This is a genomic window from Gloeocapsopsis sp. IPPAS B-1203, from assembly GCF_002749975.1.
Classification (GTDB): Bacteria; Cyanobacteriota; Cyanobacteriia; order Cyanobacteriales; family Chroococcidiopsidaceae; genus Gloeocapsopsis.
Map to the genome: position 1 here is coordinate 1 of NZ_PEIG01000006.1, position 14,909 is coordinate 14,909.

At 42.8% G+C, this 14,909-nt stretch carries 17 protein-coding genes and 2 pseudogenes; 7 read left to right on the top strand and 12 right to left on the bottom strand.

The genetic code is table 11. The features are described 5' to 3' along the window. On the bottom strand, positions 1 to 108 hold a 108-nt coding region (locus tag CSQ79_RS27710), incomplete at its 3' end, for an IS1/IS1595 family N-terminal zinc-binding domain-containing protein (RefSeq protein WP_502693928.1). 230 nt (positions 109 to 338) lie between these two features. Beyond that, positions 339 to 974 (bottom strand): phage integrase N-terminal SAM-like domain-containing protein, encoded by a 636-nt coding sequence (locus tag CSQ79_RS11725; protein ID WP_502693926.1) that lies wholly within the window; start codon positions 972 to 974, stop codon positions 339 to 341. A gap of 427 nt (positions 975 to 1,401) precedes the next feature. Here CSQ79_RS11725 and CSQ79_RS11730 point away from each other — a divergent pair, with 427 nt between their 5' ends. Both CSQ79_RS11730 and CSQ79_RS11735 read left to right on the top strand, forming a co-directional pair. Continuing rightward, positions 1,402 to 1,602 (top strand): hypothetical protein, encoded by a 201-nt coding sequence (locus tag CSQ79_RS11730; protein ID WP_099701375.1) that lies wholly within the window; start codon positions 1,402 to 1,404, stop codon positions 1,600 to 1,602. Continuing rightward, positions 1,602 to 1,862, top strand: a complete 261-nt coding sequence (locus CSQ79_RS11735) for a ParE family toxin-like protein (protein ID WP_099701376.1) — start codon at positions 1,602 to 1,604, stop codon at positions 1,860 to 1,862. The genes CSQ79_RS11730 and CSQ79_RS11735 overlap by 1 nt, the downstream gene beginning before the upstream one ends. 100 nt (positions 1,863 to 1,962) lie before the next feature. On the opposite strand, the gene CSQ79_RS11740 is transcribed toward CSQ79_RS11735, so the two are convergent. The 7 genes and pseudogenes from CSQ79_RS11740 to CSQ79_RS11765 form a co-directional block, all read right to left on the bottom strand. Beyond that, positions 1,963 to 2,724, bottom strand: coding sequence for a pentapeptide repeat-containing protein (locus CSQ79_RS11740; RefSeq protein WP_099701377.1), 762 nt, complete (start codon positions 2,722 to 2,724; stop codon positions 1,963 to 1,965). 214 nt (positions 2,725 to 2,938) lie between these two features. Further along, positions 2,939 to 3,019, bottom strand: a pseudogene (locus tag CSQ79_RS28890) (hypothetical protein); the annotation flags it as partial. 277 nt (positions 3,020 to 3,296) lie between these two features. After that, positions 3,297 to 3,935, bottom strand: a complete 639-nt coding sequence (locus CSQ79_RS11745) for a peroxiredoxin (protein WP_099701378.1) — start codon at positions 3,933 to 3,935, stop codon at positions 3,297 to 3,299. A 129-nt stretch (positions 3,936 to 4,064) separates the two neighbouring features. Further along, entirely contained in the window at positions 4,065 to 5,531 is a 1,467-nt protein-coding gene (gene glmM / locus CSQ79_RS11750) for a phosphoglucosamine mutase (protein ID WP_099701379.1), read from the bottom strand. A gap of 624 nt (positions 5,532 to 6,155) precedes the next feature. Beyond that, positions 6,156 to 6,455: a DUF7734 family protein gene (locus CSQ79_RS11755; RefSeq protein ID WP_099701380.1), complete on the bottom strand. Its 300-nt coding sequence runs from the start codon at positions 6,453 to 6,455 to the stop codon at positions 6,156 to 6,158. 188 nt (positions 6,456 to 6,643) lie between these two features. After that, positions 6,644 to 7,240, bottom strand: a complete 597-nt coding sequence (locus CSQ79_RS11760; RefSeq protein ID WP_099701381.1) for a DUF3177 family protein — start codon at positions 7,238 to 7,240, stop codon at positions 6,644 to 6,646. Positions 7,241 to 7,442: 202 nt separating this feature from the next. Continuing rightward, complete coding sequence (locus CSQ79_RS11765) at positions 7,443 to 7,664, bottom strand: Calvin cycle protein CP12 (protein WP_193931333.1); 222 nt, start codon at positions 7,662 to 7,664, stop codon at positions 7,443 to 7,445. A 473-nt stretch (positions 7,665 to 8,137) separates the two neighbouring features. On the opposite strand from CSQ79_RS11765, the gene CSQ79_RS11770 reads away from it, so the two are divergent. From CSQ79_RS11770 to CSQ79_RS11790, 5 genes and pseudogenes are all read left to right on the top strand, one after another. After that, positions 8,138 to 8,926, top strand: a complete 789-nt coding sequence (locus CSQ79_RS11770) for an SAM hydrolase/SAM-dependent halogenase family protein (protein WP_099701383.1) — start codon at positions 8,138 to 8,140, stop codon at positions 8,924 to 8,926. A 63-nt stretch (positions 8,927 to 8,989) separates the two neighbouring features. Then, positions 8,990 to 9,580 (top strand): annotated as a pseudogene (locus CSQ79_RS11775) (Uma2 family endonuclease). A 236-nt stretch (positions 9,581 to 9,816) separates the two neighbouring features. Continuing rightward, positions 9,817 to 10,110, top strand: a complete 294-nt coding sequence (locus tag CSQ79_RS11780) for a type II toxin-antitoxin system RelE/ParE family toxin (RefSeq protein WP_099701384.1) — start codon at positions 9,817 to 9,819, stop codon at positions 10,108 to 10,110. A 23-nt stretch (positions 10,111 to 10,133) separates the two neighbouring features. After that, positions 10,134 to 10,448, top strand: a complete 315-nt coding sequence (locus CSQ79_RS11785) for a HigA family addiction module antitoxin (RefSeq protein WP_099701385.1) — start codon at positions 10,134 to 10,136, stop codon at positions 10,446 to 10,448. A gap of 137 nt (positions 10,449 to 10,585) precedes the next feature. Beyond that, positions 10,586 to 11,944 carry a TrpB-like pyridoxal phosphate-dependent enzyme gene (locus CSQ79_RS11790; protein ID WP_099701386.1) on the top strand — a complete coding sequence of 453 codons (1,359 nt, stop codon included), beginning with the start codon at positions 10,586 to 10,588 and terminating at the stop codon, positions 11,942 to 11,944. Positions 11,945 to 11,988: 44 nt separating this feature from the next. Here the strand turns inward: CSQ79_RS11790 and CSQ79_RS27720 are convergent, their stop codons facing one another. The 3 genes from CSQ79_RS27720 to hemC form a co-directional block, all read right to left on the bottom strand. Then, a complete protein-coding gene (locus tag CSQ79_RS27720) occupies positions 11,989 to 12,150 on the bottom strand; it encodes a hypothetical protein (protein WP_289501066.1) in 162 nt (53 codons plus the stop codon). Positions 12,151 to 12,161: 11 nt separating this feature from the next. After that, entirely contained in the window at positions 12,162 to 13,610 is a 1,449-nt protein-coding gene (gene glgA / locus CSQ79_RS11795) for a glycogen synthase GlgA (protein ID WP_099701387.1), read from the bottom strand. A gap of 170 nt (positions 13,611 to 13,780) precedes the next feature. Continuing rightward, complete coding sequence (hemC, locus tag CSQ79_RS11800) at positions 13,781 to 14,761, bottom strand: hydroxymethylbilane synthase (protein WP_099701388.1); 981 nt, start codon at positions 14,759 to 14,761, stop codon at positions 13,781 to 13,783. Positions 14,762 to 14,909: the final 148 nt, after the last annotated feature.

Below are 14,909 nucleotides of genomic sequence, written 5' to 3' on the forward strand. Positions count from 1 at the left end.
ATACGATTCTACAAACTGGCGACCACACTGTTTACAAACATAGTTTTGTTTGCCGTGGTGACGACCGTTTTTACTGATTTGAGTTGATTCACATTTAGGACATTTCATACTCCTATTATGCAACACCTAAAAATAAGATGCATTTATAAATAAAAGCTTAATTCAATCAGCACTCTATCTGCGTAGGCTCAAGTTCAAAATGTCAGTAATATGGGTTCTACATCAACATCGTGGTGTCAATTGACACATTTATCGCCTTAACGATCTAGTGTTGGACTCCGGTTTCCTGCAGGTGATGCCGTCGTGTTACACCACTGCGCGGGTCTTGTGATAGGCGATCAGCAGGAAACACATACTGCCAAATCCAAGCCGCGATCAGCGTGAGGGTACTTGCGCTCCAAGGCAAACGGAAGATAGACTGAGCCATAGCCGCGATCGAGGTCTTGCTGGTGTAACTGCCGCACAGTCTGAAGATGCGCTTGCAGCGGTTCTATCACACGGTTCGGCAACATCGTCACCCGACTCTCTTGGTCCTTCGTATCCCGAATTACTAATTGCTGTTGAGCGAAATCAATGTCTTTAACTCGCAACTGCAACCCCTCACTTAATCGTAGCCCCCTCCCATAGAGCAGTTGACCCACTAGCTTGTACACCCCATACAGATAAAAAATGACTTGCTGTACTTCATCGGGGGTCAAAACTGTAGGCAAATAGCGCGATTTCTTTGCCCGCACTGCGTTAATGCCAACTAATTCTTGTTGCAGGACGACACGATAAAGGAAAACGATGGCATTGAGCGCTTGGTTCTGGGTAGTTGCAGCAACATGTTCAGTCACAGCTAGGTGAGTTAGAAATTGCGTGACTTCTGGTGTACTCATCTCGTTGGGATGGCGTTTGTCGTGAAACAGAATGAAGCGGCGAATCCAGTAAACGTAAGTCTTCTCAGTGCTATAAGAGTAATGCTTAACCCGCACTGCATCCCGCACCTGGTCGAGCAGTTTTCGAGGACGAGGTTCTAATATCAGATGGTTATTATCTTTTGTATAAAATATATCTTTATGTTGTAGTCATTTTACTGATGCTGCTTGAGCGAATATACAAAACTGTAATGCAGACCCACCTTAATTAAGGCAGATACACAGCAGCCCTGCTGTAGATCCAACCATCTGGGGTAAATCTACAGCAAAGAGTTTGTTTATTCACTATCGAAAGGGTGGATCTACAGCTAAACTCTGTACAATAAATTGTTATGCCGATAGTCCTTTGGTGGGGGCGCAGCCGTAATCTTATCTATCGGTGTTCAAGAGATGTCAGTGAAGACTTGGTAGCCAAAAGTGCAGAGTGTTCTACCCTTTTTGGTGAAGCTATAATTTCCTCAAGGGCAGAGAAGTACAACTGGTTATGTCAAACCTTGAGCAAATCGAAGCGGCAATTCTTTCATTACCATCCAATGAGTTTGAGAAGTTAAGGTTGTGGTTCCTTGATTTAGACTACGAACGCTGGGATGAACAGATAGAGCAAGATATTGAAGACGGTAAATTAGAGGCATTTGCTCAAGAGGCGATCGCTGAGTTTGAAGCGGGGCATTGCCGAGAAATTTGATGCACTACACAACGCGACGGTTTTGGCAATGCTACAACGCTCTACCCGAAATCGTTCAGCGAACAGCAGACGAGTGCTACGAGTTGCTCAAAGCTGACTCATCCCATCCATCTTTGCATTTCAAGAAGTTGGGCAAGAAGTATTGGTCAGTTCGCGCAGGGCTAAGTTATCGAGCTTTGGGTGTTGAAGTCGAAAATGGTATTTCCTGGTTCTGGATTGGAACACATACAGAGTATGACAAGTTGATTGGCAAGTTATAGCGCAGCATAACAATTCAAATGCAGTGGACATACCGAGATGCTTTCTGCTTCGTTTCAAACCCTCTGCTGCCGCTGATTTGAGCCGTTACCCAAAAAATATTTAAAATAAAAATCTTAATAAAACCGAACCTACCGCGCCTAAAAAGTTTATAAAATTTGGTTTACTTTTTGGGACAGAATCGCTTGGAGGATTTTCTAATTCTGTAATGAAGATTTGTGTTGTTTGTAACCCATCGTTATTAGCTTGCGCCGCAAAAAGTTTTTCGGCTTGTTTAGCATCTTGAAGTGCACCAGGGCGATCGTAAAGTTGGTAACGCGCCACACCTCTTGCGAGATACGCCGCAGCATAGTTAGGCTTAATACTTAATGCTTGATTGAAGTAAGCGATCGCACCTTCTGGATCTCCTTTTTTTCCTTGTACGACACCCCAACCATAAAAATCTTCCGCATTTCCTATTTGCGGTGGTATCCCGACTGCACCTTGTAAATTAGCGCCACCCAACTGCGCACCAGTTAAATTGGCGTTTACTAAAAAAGTATCTCGCAAGTCAGCCGCACTTAAATCCGAACCACTCAAAATAGCGCCACTTAAGTTTGCCCCAAATAAACTTGTACCAACAAGATTTGCACCAACAAGGTTAGCACCAACAAGGTTAGCACGGCTGAGATTAGCACCACTTAAATTTGCACCACTCAAATCTGCACCTGATAGATTAGCCAACACTAAACCAGCACCGCTCAAGTCACAGTTTTGACACTCCTTTGTTGCTAGGAGTTGTTGAATTTGCTCAGTATTAGCCGATGCACGAGGTATGACAGAAAGTGCGAGTAATACAGTAATGGCTATAAAAGAAGCTTTCATCAAGATTAGGATGGCAAAGAATAACTATGCGGCTGAAGATTTATCAAACAAGCAACAACAATAGAGCATTTTTCTAAGCTTAATGTATCAACTAAAAAATGGGTGTAAAAACCGTGCAAACGCGGAGCCAAAGTGTAAATCATTAGCAATAGCTCAGTAGTTTTACTTGAATTACTGGTAGTGCATTAAAGATACAGTGGGATAAGTAACGAGATCATGCCAAGTCCAAGGTTGTTGGGTCAGTCCTGCTCGTTGCGCTGCTATTGAACGTTTGCTGGCATTGCGGGCAGAAATACCGTTGGCTCCCAACGGGGGCTTTACCATGTTGTGGGTGTTAAGATAACCGCACAGACGACATTCCATAGGTTCGGCTTCGCAATAGACACCCTTCTACTTTAACTGCCCCACTATACTTTGATGCACTACCCAAAATTCTTTATAATTCAAAACTCTTGACACTTTGCCTGGATAGCCCCGACTTTAGTCGTAGGGCATCTGTGATTCATGGAGGAAGTCTATAAACTTAAAAAAAAGGTGGGTACAAGCCCACCAAAATCACTCACAAGATTAAATTATTTATTGGGTTGGGGAGTCATCCGCAAGTAAGGTTTAAGTTCGGTATGACCTTTGGGGAATTTCTGCTTAATTTCTTCTGGATCTTTGATAGAAGGAACGATAACACAGTCATCGCCGTCTTTCCAGTTTGCTGGGGTAGCCACGCTGTAGTTATCTGTAAGTTGCAGTGAATCTATGACGCGCAAAATTTCATCAAAATTGCGTCCAGTACTGGCAGGGTAAGTAAAGTTGAGACGCAGTTTTTTGTTTGGATCAATGATGAACACTGAGCGTACTGTCAGAGTATCGTTTGCATTGGGGTGAATCATATCATACAGGTCAGAAACCTTTTTGTCGGGATCTGCCAAGATGGGATAATTCAGACCAACGCTTTGAGTTTCTTCAATATCTCCAACCCAACCTTTGTGAGAATCTACATCATCAACACTAAGGGCTAGTGCTTTGACATTGCGTTTGTCAAACTCTGGTTTGAGACGAGCAACTTCACCAAGTTCTGTGGTGCAAACTGGGGTAAAGTCTTTAGGGTGAGAAAATAAAATTACCCAGCTATTGCCTGCCCACTCGTAAAAATCGATTTCTCCTGCGGTAGAAGCCTGCTTAAAGTTTGGTACTGTGTCACCTAGTCGAAGAGCCATAACTCGTTTCCTATGCTCTGAAAGTCTTTAACTCGTTTACTTTGCGATCATGACATAAAACCCCAGTTCTCCGGTCGGAGTTTAGCGGTTTTCAACAAAATTTTAGGTTTGGTAATTCAGTCTACAGATTTAGTTATTGACGTATTGTTGAACTGCAAGTACTAGGTTTTCTGTCCAATATTGAGTTAAATCGGTACTAGCTGCTTCGACCATGACGCGAATCACTGGTTCAGTACCAGAGGCACGGACAAGAATTCGTCCTTGGTTGCCCATTGCAGCTTCGGCTCGTGCGATCGCTTGCTGTATCGCTGTACACTGATTCCAACTCATGCGGCGATCGCGGTCTTCTACACGAACATTGCGTAACAACTGAGGATAAGTCGCAAAGCTTTGACTGACCATTTCTGACAGCGGTACTCCTGCATACTGAACTAAAGCCGCAATATGCAAAGCTGTTAACAATCCATCACCTGTAATACCGTAGTGACGACAGAGAATGTGTCCTGACTGCTCACCACCTAACATTCCTCCAGTCCTTACCATTTCTGCTTGCACATACTGATCGCCCACTGGAGTACGAATCATTCTACCACCAATCTTTTCCCAAGCACGCTCAAAGCCAAGATTTGCCATCACTGTGGAAATGATCAAGTTCTCTGGGAGTTGTTGCCTTGTTTGTAAAGCTTTACCCCACAGATAAAGAATGTAATCTCCATCAACAGGTCTACCTTTGTCATCTACAGCAAGAACTCGATCTGCATCACCATCAAATGCAAAACCCAGCGTAGCACGATGTTTTTGTACAGCGGCTTGTAAAGATGTTAAGCAAGTAGAACCACACTCGACATTGATGCGATCGCCATCAGCGCGATCGTGTAAACAAATGACTTCAGCACCTAAATCTTGAAATACGGCAGGTGCAAGGTTTACTGCAGCGCCCCATGCTAGATCCAGTACAATACGCATTCCAGCAAAGTCGCGATTTTGTAGCAAAGGTTTTTTGAGTGATTCTGTGTAATTTTGTACTAAGTCTGAACGCAGATAAGAACGTCCCCAAGCATTTTGACCGATATAAAGGTCGGTCTGGCTGCGTACTCCTGCTTCGATTTCGGTTTGCCAAGATTGAGGTAATTTTGCGCCATCTCTACCAAAAAACTTAATGCCGTTGTCTGCTGGGGGATTGTGGCTAGCAGAAATCATGACTCCACCCACAGCATTGGTGATACTCGTCAAGTAGGCAACACAAGGCGTGGGACACAAACCCAAATGCCACACTTCTAGCCCAGAAGAAGCTAAGCCAGAGGCAACTGCCATCGCTAGCATATCGCTTGAGTTACGCGAATCCTGCCCGACAATGACTGGTCCTAAGTTCTGAGAATTTTGACGCAGCACAACTCCAGCCCAAAACCCCACTTGCAACGCTAAGGATGCAGTGAGTAAATCTCCAACTTTTCCACGGATACCATCTGTGCCAAATAAAGGAGAATTTGGGAGAGCGATCGCTGATGATTGATAGTTTGCTGCTGTTTGCAGTGATGCTAACCGAGTAGATGCTGTATCTGTAACACTTTGAATGCCAATAGGAGACGAGACCATAAGTTTTACCCCTCACACAACTAGTTCACGCTAGGAGAATATCATTTTCTAATCTGATGCTTAATATTGTTTTAATGTTATTGCAGCTTTATTAAATAGATATAAAGAATTTATTGTATGAATATATGTTTCACCTCAGTACAATCCGCAATTTCTTTATCGATACTTTACAATTCTGTGATGGTTTAGTTTATAGACAATACGACCTACGATGTCAGGTATTTCGTAATTCAGTAACATATGTTATAAATTATACTTTTGCAATCAAAGATTTCGTCAAGGGCAAACTGAGAAAATACGTAATATAGATATACGTATGAAGAAACAGTTAAGTGTCTGTGGCAGTTTTATTTAAGTTGTAAGATTGTCTGGAAAACCACAAAGCACGCCAAGGAAATACCGCCGTGCAAATCATGGCGTGACGCAAAGAAAAAACATGAAAAGAAATTCTTACAAATAATCTAGCACTGTTCCAGGATTAAATTGTCGTTTCCTTAGTTGGTGCTAAGTACGTTCAATTCATAAAAGTATCTTATCTACCCACACTTCACAGCAAGGATGGCTATCGTGCGTTTAGTTAACTTAGATCCTAATAAATTAATGCTAGTTACTAATCTGAAGACTTTAAACTCCAGCTTCTGACAAAAGTGATTGAATACTGTTCCACGTAAGTCCTTGCTGGATATAATTTGGTGCTTGAGGATTATAGGGACTTGCTACTCTATCAATAGCAAGAATTTTGGCATCATCTGGTAGTACTGGTATTTCTGGATCAAATGCTGTTGCACGCACTAATGAACTAGAAAAACCCTTAAATATTGCAATCTGGTCTATTTCTCCAGAGATGTTTGCTGTTACAATCAGTACTTCTTGAGGTCGCTTTGCAGTATATTGTTCTAAGCGCTTTTCTACAGAATCATTCATCATGACTTGAAAGTGTTGCGTGCTAGAGAAATTCACAAGTGAGGAACTAGGAGCAAGTAAAAGAGTAGTCAATGGCTAGTTTTGAGTTGAACTTCTAATTCAGAACTGATAACTCCTAGTCTCCTTGTTTCCCAAAATCAAGAATACTCTCTTCACCTCTGCACTGCTTGAAGTAACTTCAACCTTCATTATTGCGGTAAAGCAGAACGTCCTTGTTTGCCTAGTTTAAATAGCACAAAATAGCTTAAGCAAACAACGTAAAAGATTAAACCAACTACGCCTAAAAAGCCCAGGAATTGAGGCGTGGAGTTAGCATGAAAGTATTCTCTGAAAAGTAAAGGTGGCTCTCTTAGTATTGTGCACAAAGGAGTAGCTAAGGCTTCTCTAGAAAAGGCACATTGAAGAAAGGGTATGCTAGCGATCGCTCCTAATACACTATATATAGTCATAGCCCAGCGCCAAGAATTAAATGTGAGTTTTAATACTCCTCTTGGTTGATCGTCAATTTCTTCATTAAGATCTATCCAAAACCACAGCGCAATAGGAATCAGAACTCGAGCGATTGTCCCTGAGATATATCCTACTGGTATTGCTGCAATTAGGAGGTAAACCGTGATTGCCAGCAGGCTTGATACACGCCAATAAATAGTTAATAGGCGTTGAATTGCTTCATCTTTTTGAACAAATGCCCATACAAGCAATATCAAAGGTACAAGAACTGTAAATAATACAGCTAAACGATAGTCCATCCAAACTAGGGGACGTAACCAAACTTCATTTTGCATAACTCAGATGATTTAGGCAGTAAAAAATTCTTTTGCGATGCACTAATAAGAAACAATGATTTAGCAAATCAGTTTTTTTAATCTTCAATTAGATGGCTATAATATCTAATTTCAGAAAAATAATAAAAAGGGACACTTTGTCAAGTGCCCTTGTGAATTGTACATTATGCACGTTGTACAGAATTACACTTGATTGATGATTTTATTCATCATAAATGCGGCATTCAGCAGCTTCTGGGTTCTCATCACAGTATTGTTCGAGAGAATTTTTGGGTTTGGTTTGCTTCTGATGAGAAGCTTCTGCTTGTAGTTCTTCTACTGCATCCCAGGCAGCGGCGCATTCACCAGAACTAGCACCACTGGTGTCACAGATAGAACGTGCTTGCTCTCTTTCTTGTTCGATTTGTTCTTGGATGTTGCTCATAGATTTTGTTGTTTCTGTCATCTTTTAATAGTATAGAAAACTTACAATGCTCTATGTTTTGTGCGTTATGGACTTCTAACGTACAACTCGAGCGTTGCACTTCAATAAATATTGATCGCCTTATAGAGGATAACTCTATAAACAGGGATCAGCAATGGTAGCACTTTATTACTACCATTCATTGATACCAAGCCATGAAGACATGTTTTGTAAATTGATTTTAAGTCTTAATATTTCAGCAACGATCCAGCGAAAGAAAGAATCTATGAGATAGAGATTAGGGATAACTGCGATCGCTTGAGCAAGAATTTGCTAACAAGCTCTATCTTAGGTTGTAGCTCTTCTCAAGTAATAGCTCTGAGTTCTGCTAAGTAGAACGCCTTGATTGTCAGCAAAGCTAAAGAACTCTAGAAAATAAGTTTAAACATGAGGCAATATCGTCTAGACTAATCATGCCTTTATGAACTGGCGTTATGCTCATTAGCTTAATTGCAGATTACGGAAACGGCGATCCAGCTTTTGCTGAAGTAACTCAACGTTTATTGTTAGCTTTACCCAAAGCGCAAGTTAGCTTATTGTCTGTTCCTCCCTTTAGCACTTTAGCTACTGGGTTTTGGGTAGCGCAACTTGGTCTTAATCCTGGTCCACAAGAACGTTTAATTTATCATAATTGCGCACCTCGTCAAGATAAGTCTGAACCAAGATTAGACAATGAAGGGGAGGGGTTAACTTATGCCTTGCTAACTAATGGGGTAAAAGTTGTAGGGGTAAATGCTGGATATACACTATCTTTTATCAAGAATTATTCACAAGTTGTTCAAATAGTCAAGGTATCGCGGGGGGGATCGCAATTTCGTTCGCGAGACGTCTTTCCGCAAGCCGCAGCAGCGATCGCTCAAGATGATTTCAGCCTTTTGGGAGATGAGATAAGTTCTGAGCAAATTCCCGATGCACCCAGCGATCGCGTTGCGTGGATTGATGGCTACGGTAATATTAAAACTACGATTCCTGCGCATAGTATCAACCTGAATCCTGAAGATAAAGTCATTATCCGTGTTGGTGATGTTGTGAGTGATGCGATCTATTCTGATGGCAGTTTTAGAGTACCAGAAGGTACTTTAGCTTTTGCACCAGGGAGTTCTGGCTGGCAAGGAAATGACGGTAAGCCAGTACGATGGATGGAATTATTCTTACGCGGTGGGAATGCGTGGGAACGTTTTGGTAGACCAAAAGTAAATCAAGTTGTGACTCGATTAAGCTAGGAGTTGTGGTAGCGATCGCTTCTGAGATTCCTCATCATTTTACTGAGTCTGCAGGTTGCGGATATGGTACAAACACCAAATAAAGCCTTGACACTAGAAGAGTTTCTTCAACTGCCAGAAACAGAACCCGCTAGTGAATACATTCATGGGCAGATCGTTCAAAAACCAGTGCCGCAAGGGGAACATAGCGCGATTCAAACTGAGTTGTCAGCAGCAATTAATGCCGCACTTAAACCACAACGAGTTGCTAGAGCATTTTGTGAACTTCGCTGTACGTTCGGCGATCGCTCGATTGTTCCAGATATTGCAGTGTTTACCTGGAATCGGATTCCGCGCAAGGAAGATGGTGGAGTTGCTAATGTGTTTGCGATTGCGCGAAGCGCAGCGCCAGAGGTGATCGCACCAGATTGGGTTATTGAAATTCTCTCACCTGACCCAAGCCAAACGAAAGTCACAAAAAATATTTTGCACTGTCTGAAACACAATACGCAAATGGGTTAGTTAATCGATCCTGGAGAGCGATCGGTGTTTGTATATCGATCAGATCAGCCAACAGATGTTTTTGATAAACCAGAGATAAATCTACCTGTACCAGCATTTGCACAAGATTTTAGTTTATCGATGAAAGCATTGTTTGATTGGATACTGGAGTAATCAAACGCAGTAATATCAGAACACACTCGCTAGGGAAGGAAATTACAAAAAAAGAGATCGAGTATAAGCTGCGATCGAGAACCATTGAGGTTGTGTAGAAATGGATGGTGTAGTGATAGCAGTCAGCCACAGTGCGACACATACACAAAAAAAACACCAGCCTCTTGTTCAGGTTTGATAAGGATTGTAGAAGCTTAGCTCACTGCGCTAGCATGGTATCCGTATTAATGTAATACATGATATTAAGCTTTAAAGACGAAAGTACAAAGGATGTGTTTGACGGGTTAGACACAAAGAAAGCTAGAAAAGTCTGCCCTCAAAATTTGTTAGCAGTAGCAAGGCGGAAACTAGATGCAATAAATGCTGCTACGAATCTGAATGATTTAAGGGTTCCGCCAAAAAACTACTTAGAATCCCTTAGTGGCGATCGCCTTGGACAGCATAGTATCAGAATTGATGACCAGTACCGCATCTGCTTTGTTTGGACTGAACAAGGCGCTGAGGAAGTTGAAATAGTAGATTATCACTAATTGGCAAAACTAGAGGACGACTTATGCGTATCCCTGCAAACCGCCCGCCTACCCATCCAGGGGAAATTCTCAAACAAGAGTTTCTTATCCCTATGGGCATTACGCAACAAGAATTGGCAAATCAGCTGAAGATGTCTTATCAAAGAATCAATGAAATTGTCAATGAAAAGCGGGGTATATCAGAAAGTACAGCGCTAAGACTTGCTAAATTTTTTGGGACTTCTGTAGAGTTCTGGCTTAATCTCCAACGAGCTTGTAACTTGTACGATGCTCAAAAAAAAGAATCTAAAATACTAGAATCTATAACTACGGTTAGTGAATTTAAAACATCAGCTTAGCGGCTAGAAACCACAGCTTTTGCTCAAGCTTCTCTTAAAATGCCAAAGTGCGATCGCGCTTCACCAAATGTGAAACCTTCTTAGATTATTAAGTGCGTTTCCGGTATAATGTGTGGCTTCTTACCACAACACCACTAATGGAAACAATTAAATATACGCTTACAGAAGACCAAATGCCGACAGCTTGGTACAACATTCAAGCTGATTTACCGACTTCAATGCCACCTGTTTTACATCCTGGAACAGGACAGCCAATTACTCCAAGCGATCTTGAACCTCTGTTTCCGATGGAGTTAATCGTGCAGGAAGTGAGTCAAGAACGATGGATCGAGATTCCTAAACAAGTACAATCAATTTATCGTCAATGGCGACCAACACCACTGTATCGCGCCCGACGTTTAGAACAAGCCCTCGATACTTCTGCCAAAATTTATTACAAATACGAAGGTGTTAGCCCTGCGGGTAGCCATAAACCGAATACAGCAGTCGCGCAGGCGTATTACAACAAACAAGCCGGAATCAAACGTTTAACAACTGAAACAGGTGCAGGACAATGGGGATCGTCACTAGCGTTTGCTGGGGCGTTATTTGGGTTAGAGGTAGTCGTGTATATGGTGAAAGTCAGCTACCGACAAAAACCTTATCGGCGGGCGTTGATGGAGGCTTATGGTGCCAAAGTCATTGCCAGTCCTAGTGAAGAAACAGCAGCAGGTAGAAAAATTCTCGCGCAGTTTCCTGAAAGCAACGGTAGTTTGGGGATTGCGATTAGTGAAGCTGTGGAAGCTGTACAGGATCAGCACACAAAATATGCTTTAGGTAGCGTCCTGAATCATGTACTACTTCATCAAACTGTAATTGGGTATGAAGCGATCGCACAGTTAGAACAAGCCGGAGATTATCCTGATATCGTTGTTGGCTGTACAGGCGGTGGCAGTAACTTCGCGGGAATTGCTTTTCCTTTTATCGGGGCAAAGCTACGCGGCGAACAAAATAATATCAGATTTGTTGCAGTTGAACCAGCAGCTTGTCCGACACTCACCAAGGGTAAATATACATATGATTTTGGCGACACAGCGCATTTAACTCCCTTAGTAAAAATGCACACTTTAGGAAACTCTTTTATGCCTGAAGGCGTTCATGCTGGTGGGTTGCGGTATCATGGCATGGCTCCCTTACTGAGCCATATTGTCGAGTTAGGACTAATTGAAACTCGTGCCGAACCACAACTTAGTTGCTTTGCTGCGGGGCTGACATTTGCAAGGGTTGAGGGTATTCTTCCTGCACCTGAAGCGAATCATGCGGTAAAAGCTGCGATTGATGAAGCGTTGTGCTGTAAAGAGGAAGGAACGAGTAAGACTATCTTATTCAATCTCTGCGGTCACGGTCACTTTGATATGCAAGCTTATATGGATTATCAAGCTGGATTGTTGCGTGATACAGAATACAATGCAGAGGAAGTCGCAATGGCGCTAGCAGGATTGCCTGTGTTTAATTAGGTATAAGCTAATCCAGGTTGAATTGTTAAGTAACTGTAGCCTCTCTAGCCCCCTAAATCCACGCCAGTTGCTCTCACGCGTAGGAACCACTGCGGTGCAGAGGTTCCCCAACTCCAAATCAAAGCCTGACGAGTGGACACTCTTAAGTGCGAGTTTTGTTGATAAGTCCACGCAGGTGGACTTAGTTTTTCTAGCAGCGAATTCATTCGCCAAGCTTTTATTCCGCAGCAACAGAAGCTAATTCTTCTTTGGAGTCAGAATCTTTAGTATCTGGTTCGACAACTTCCTCTTCTGGCAAACCAAGCATGGATTTATACAGCTTGATGTAATCTTTGGCAGATGTTGTCCAACTGAAATCTTGGTTCATACCGCGTTGTTGCAGGGCTTGCCAGTATTCTTTATAGCGGAAGCTTTCCCAAGCTCTTACCATACACGTGTAAAGATCCAAAGGTTCGTAACGGTCAAAGCAATAGCCTGTACCAGCATGATTGATAGGCTCGTGGTGCGATACGGTATCAACTAAGCCACCTGTACGGCGCACAATTGGCACACAGCCATAACGAAGCGCAAGCATTTGGCTAATACCGCAAGGCTCAAAGCGACTTGGCATAAGGAAAGCATCACTACCAGCGTAGATACGTCGTGCTAGGGCATCGTTGTAGAGTAAATAGGTTGCCATTCGACCAGGAAAACGGGACGCCATTTGCCACAATTGGCTTTCATAATAGCGATCGCCTGTTCCTAGTACTACGAACTGGGCATCAGTATAAGCTAAGAACCGATCGAGCGTTTGTAAAATCAAATCGATACCTTTTTGTTCGACTAACCGCGTAACGATACCAATTAAAAAAGCACCCGAATTAACTTCTAAACCGACTTCTTCCTGTATTGCGACTTTATTTGCCTTGCGCTGGTCTAATGTATCAGTCGTAAATGTTTGAGCAATGTATTTATCGGTGACTGGATCGTAAACTTCAGTGTCAATGCCATTGATAATGCCAGACAGCTTACCACTAATAAACGACAACAAGCCTTCCAACGTTTCACCATACTCGACTGTCTGAATTTGCTGCGCGTAGGTGGGAGAAACTGTCGTGACGCGATCGGCATATTGTACGGCAGCTGCCATCGTGTTGTGTCCTTGCATATACCACGGACACCAAGTAATTTTCTCTAAGTACCAGCGCCACGGTCCTTGATAAGCTAAGTTGTGAATCGTAAACACTGTGGAAATATCTGGAGACTGGTGCATCCATACAGGAATCATTCCTGTATGCCAGTCGTGACAGTGAATAATTTCAGGCTTCCAATAGTTCCAAGCAAATTCCGCTGCACCGTTGGCAAAGAATGTAAACCTCCATTCTTCATCTTCCCCAGCATAAATGCGACGGGGTGAAAACGCTGGATGTCCAAATAGATACAAGGGGACATCGGTGCCAGGAAGGACAGATTCGTAAACTGCGAATGACTGAAACATCGCATTACCATGCCAAACTGGATCTTTGGGAATCTCCATTTTGTCGGGCAAAAAGCCATAGTATGGCATGAATATACGGACATCATGCCCCATTGCTCTTAACACTTTGGGTAAAGCACCAACAACGTCTCCCATTCCACCGACTTTGGCGATGGGGGCTGCTTCTGCGGCAACAAACAGAATTCGCATCTTAATATTTATGTCCCCTATTCGTATTGCGTCGAGATCATGATAGCGGATGTGAGGGGCGAGGAGCGAGGGGTGAGTGAGCGTGTAGACGTGTGGGAGTGTTGTAGAGATTAAAAGATTTAATTGCTTTTTTCCCTACTACCCTACTACCCTCTACTCTTTTCATCCACTCATCCACGTTGCACAGTTTGGAAGATCTCTTCGAGGATCTCTTGCGCACCTTGTTGACGAAGGCGTTGGGCAAGTTCAGTTCCTAGTTGTTCGGCGGTGCTAGCGCTACCTGTGACGGTGTCTTTGACAAACTTTGTGCCGTCTACACTTGCAACTATACCTGTTAGTGTTAAAGCATCGCCGTCGAGTTGAGTGTTGACACCGATAGGGACTTGACAACCGCCTTCGAGAGAGCGGAGAAAGGCTCGTTCAGCTAATGTGCGATCGCGTGTGGGTACGTGTTCAATTGCTTTAATTAATGACAATACTTCAGTATCATCAGTACGACATTCGATGCCTAACGCACCTTGTCCAACAGCGTGTAACGAAACTTCTGCGGGTAAAACTTGGTGAACGCGATCGCCCATTCCCAATCGTCGTAAGCCTGCTACGGCTAAAATAATTGCGTCATATTCGCCTGCATCGAGTTTTGCTAAACGAGTATTTAAGTTGCCTCGGATATCTTTAAAAGTTAAATGGGGAAAGTGATAGCGTAGCTGTGCCAATCGTCGTAAAGAAGATGTTCCGACAACTGCGCCTTCGGGTAAAGTATCGATTTGTTTATCTTTATGCTTTTCGTGTACGACTAATGCATCAGCGGGATCTTCGCGTTCAGTGACAACTCCTAACATTAACCCTTCCGGTAAGTTTGTCGGCAAATCTTTGAGCGAATGCACCGCAAAATCAATTTCATGCTGTAGCATTCCGACTTCAAGTTCTTTAGTAAATAGCCCTTTATCACCAATCTTAGCGAGAGCTACATCCAAAATCTTGTCACCTTGAGTAGACATCGTGTGGACTTCAAAGGTGCGATCAGGAAAGGCTTTTTGTAGTTGTTCTTGCACCCAGTAAGTCTGTACTAGCGCAAGTTGACTTTTACGCGAACCAATCCGAATTGTGCGAGTAGAATTGGAAACGGTGGGAGAAGCGTTGGGGGACATATAAGCAGTTCAAAATTCAAAATTTAAATGTCTAACAGCGCGTTGCGTTGTAGCAGCACAAATTAAATCACTTGATCTAGACTACCGCAGTGCTTGACCAAGATAGGCAATACCAATTCGGAACATTTGTAATTCTTTATTCTCTTGT

Coding starts and splice junctions, on each gene's coding strand:
- CSQ79_RS11730 (WP_099701375.1), top strand. CDS start 1,402: ATGTCAAACCTTGAGCAAATCGAAGCGGCAATTCTTTCATTACCATCC.
- CSQ79_RS11735 (WP_099701376.1), top strand. CDS start 1,602: ATGCACTACACAACGCGACGGTTTTGGCAATGCTACAACGCTCTACCC.
- CSQ79_RS11740 (WP_099701377.1), bottom strand. CDS start 2,724: ATGAAAGCTTCTTTTATAGCCATTACTGTATTACTCGCACTTTCTGTC.
- CSQ79_RS11745 (WP_099701378.1), bottom strand. CDS start 3,935: ATGGCTCTTCGACTAGGTGACACAGTACCAAACTTTAAGCAGGCTTCT.
- glmM (WP_099701379.1), bottom strand. CDS start 5,531: ATGGTCTCGTCTCCTATTGGCATTCAAAGTGTTACAGATACAGCATCT.
- CSQ79_RS11755 (WP_099701380.1), bottom strand. CDS start 6,455: ATGAATGATTCTGTAGAAAAGCGCTTAGAACAATATACTGCAAAGCGA.
- CSQ79_RS11760 (WP_099701381.1), bottom strand. CDS start 7,240: ATGCAAAATGAAGTTTGGTTACGTCCCCTAGTTTGGATGGACTATCGT.
- CSQ79_RS11765 (WP_193931333.1), bottom strand. CDS start 7,664: ATGAGCAACATCCAAGAACAAATCGAACAAGAAAGAGAGCAAGCACGT.
- CSQ79_RS11770 (WP_099701383.1), top strand. CDS start 8,138: ATGCTCATTAGCTTAATTGCAGATTACGGAAACGGCGATCCAGCTTTT.
- CSQ79_RS11780 (WP_099701384.1), top strand. CDS start 9,817: ATGATATTAAGCTTTAAAGACGAAAGTACAAAGGATGTGTTTGACGGG.
- CSQ79_RS11785 (WP_099701385.1), top strand. CDS start 10,134: ATGCGTATCCCTGCAAACCGCCCGCCTACCCATCCAGGGGAAATTCTC.
- CSQ79_RS11790 (WP_099701386.1), top strand. CDS start 10,586: ATGGAAACAATTAAATATACGCTTACAGAAGACCAAATGCCGACAGCT.
- CSQ79_RS27720 (WP_289501066.1), bottom strand. CDS start 12,150: ATGAATTCGCTGCTAGAAAAACTAAGTCCACCTGCGTGGACTTATCAA.
- glgA (WP_099701387.1), bottom strand. CDS start 13,610: ATGCGAATTCTGTTTGTTGCCGCAGAAGCAGCCCCCATCGCCAAAGTC.
- hemC (WP_099701388.1), bottom strand. CDS start 14,761: ATGTCCCCCAACGCTTCTCCCACCGTTTCCAATTCTACTCGCACAATT.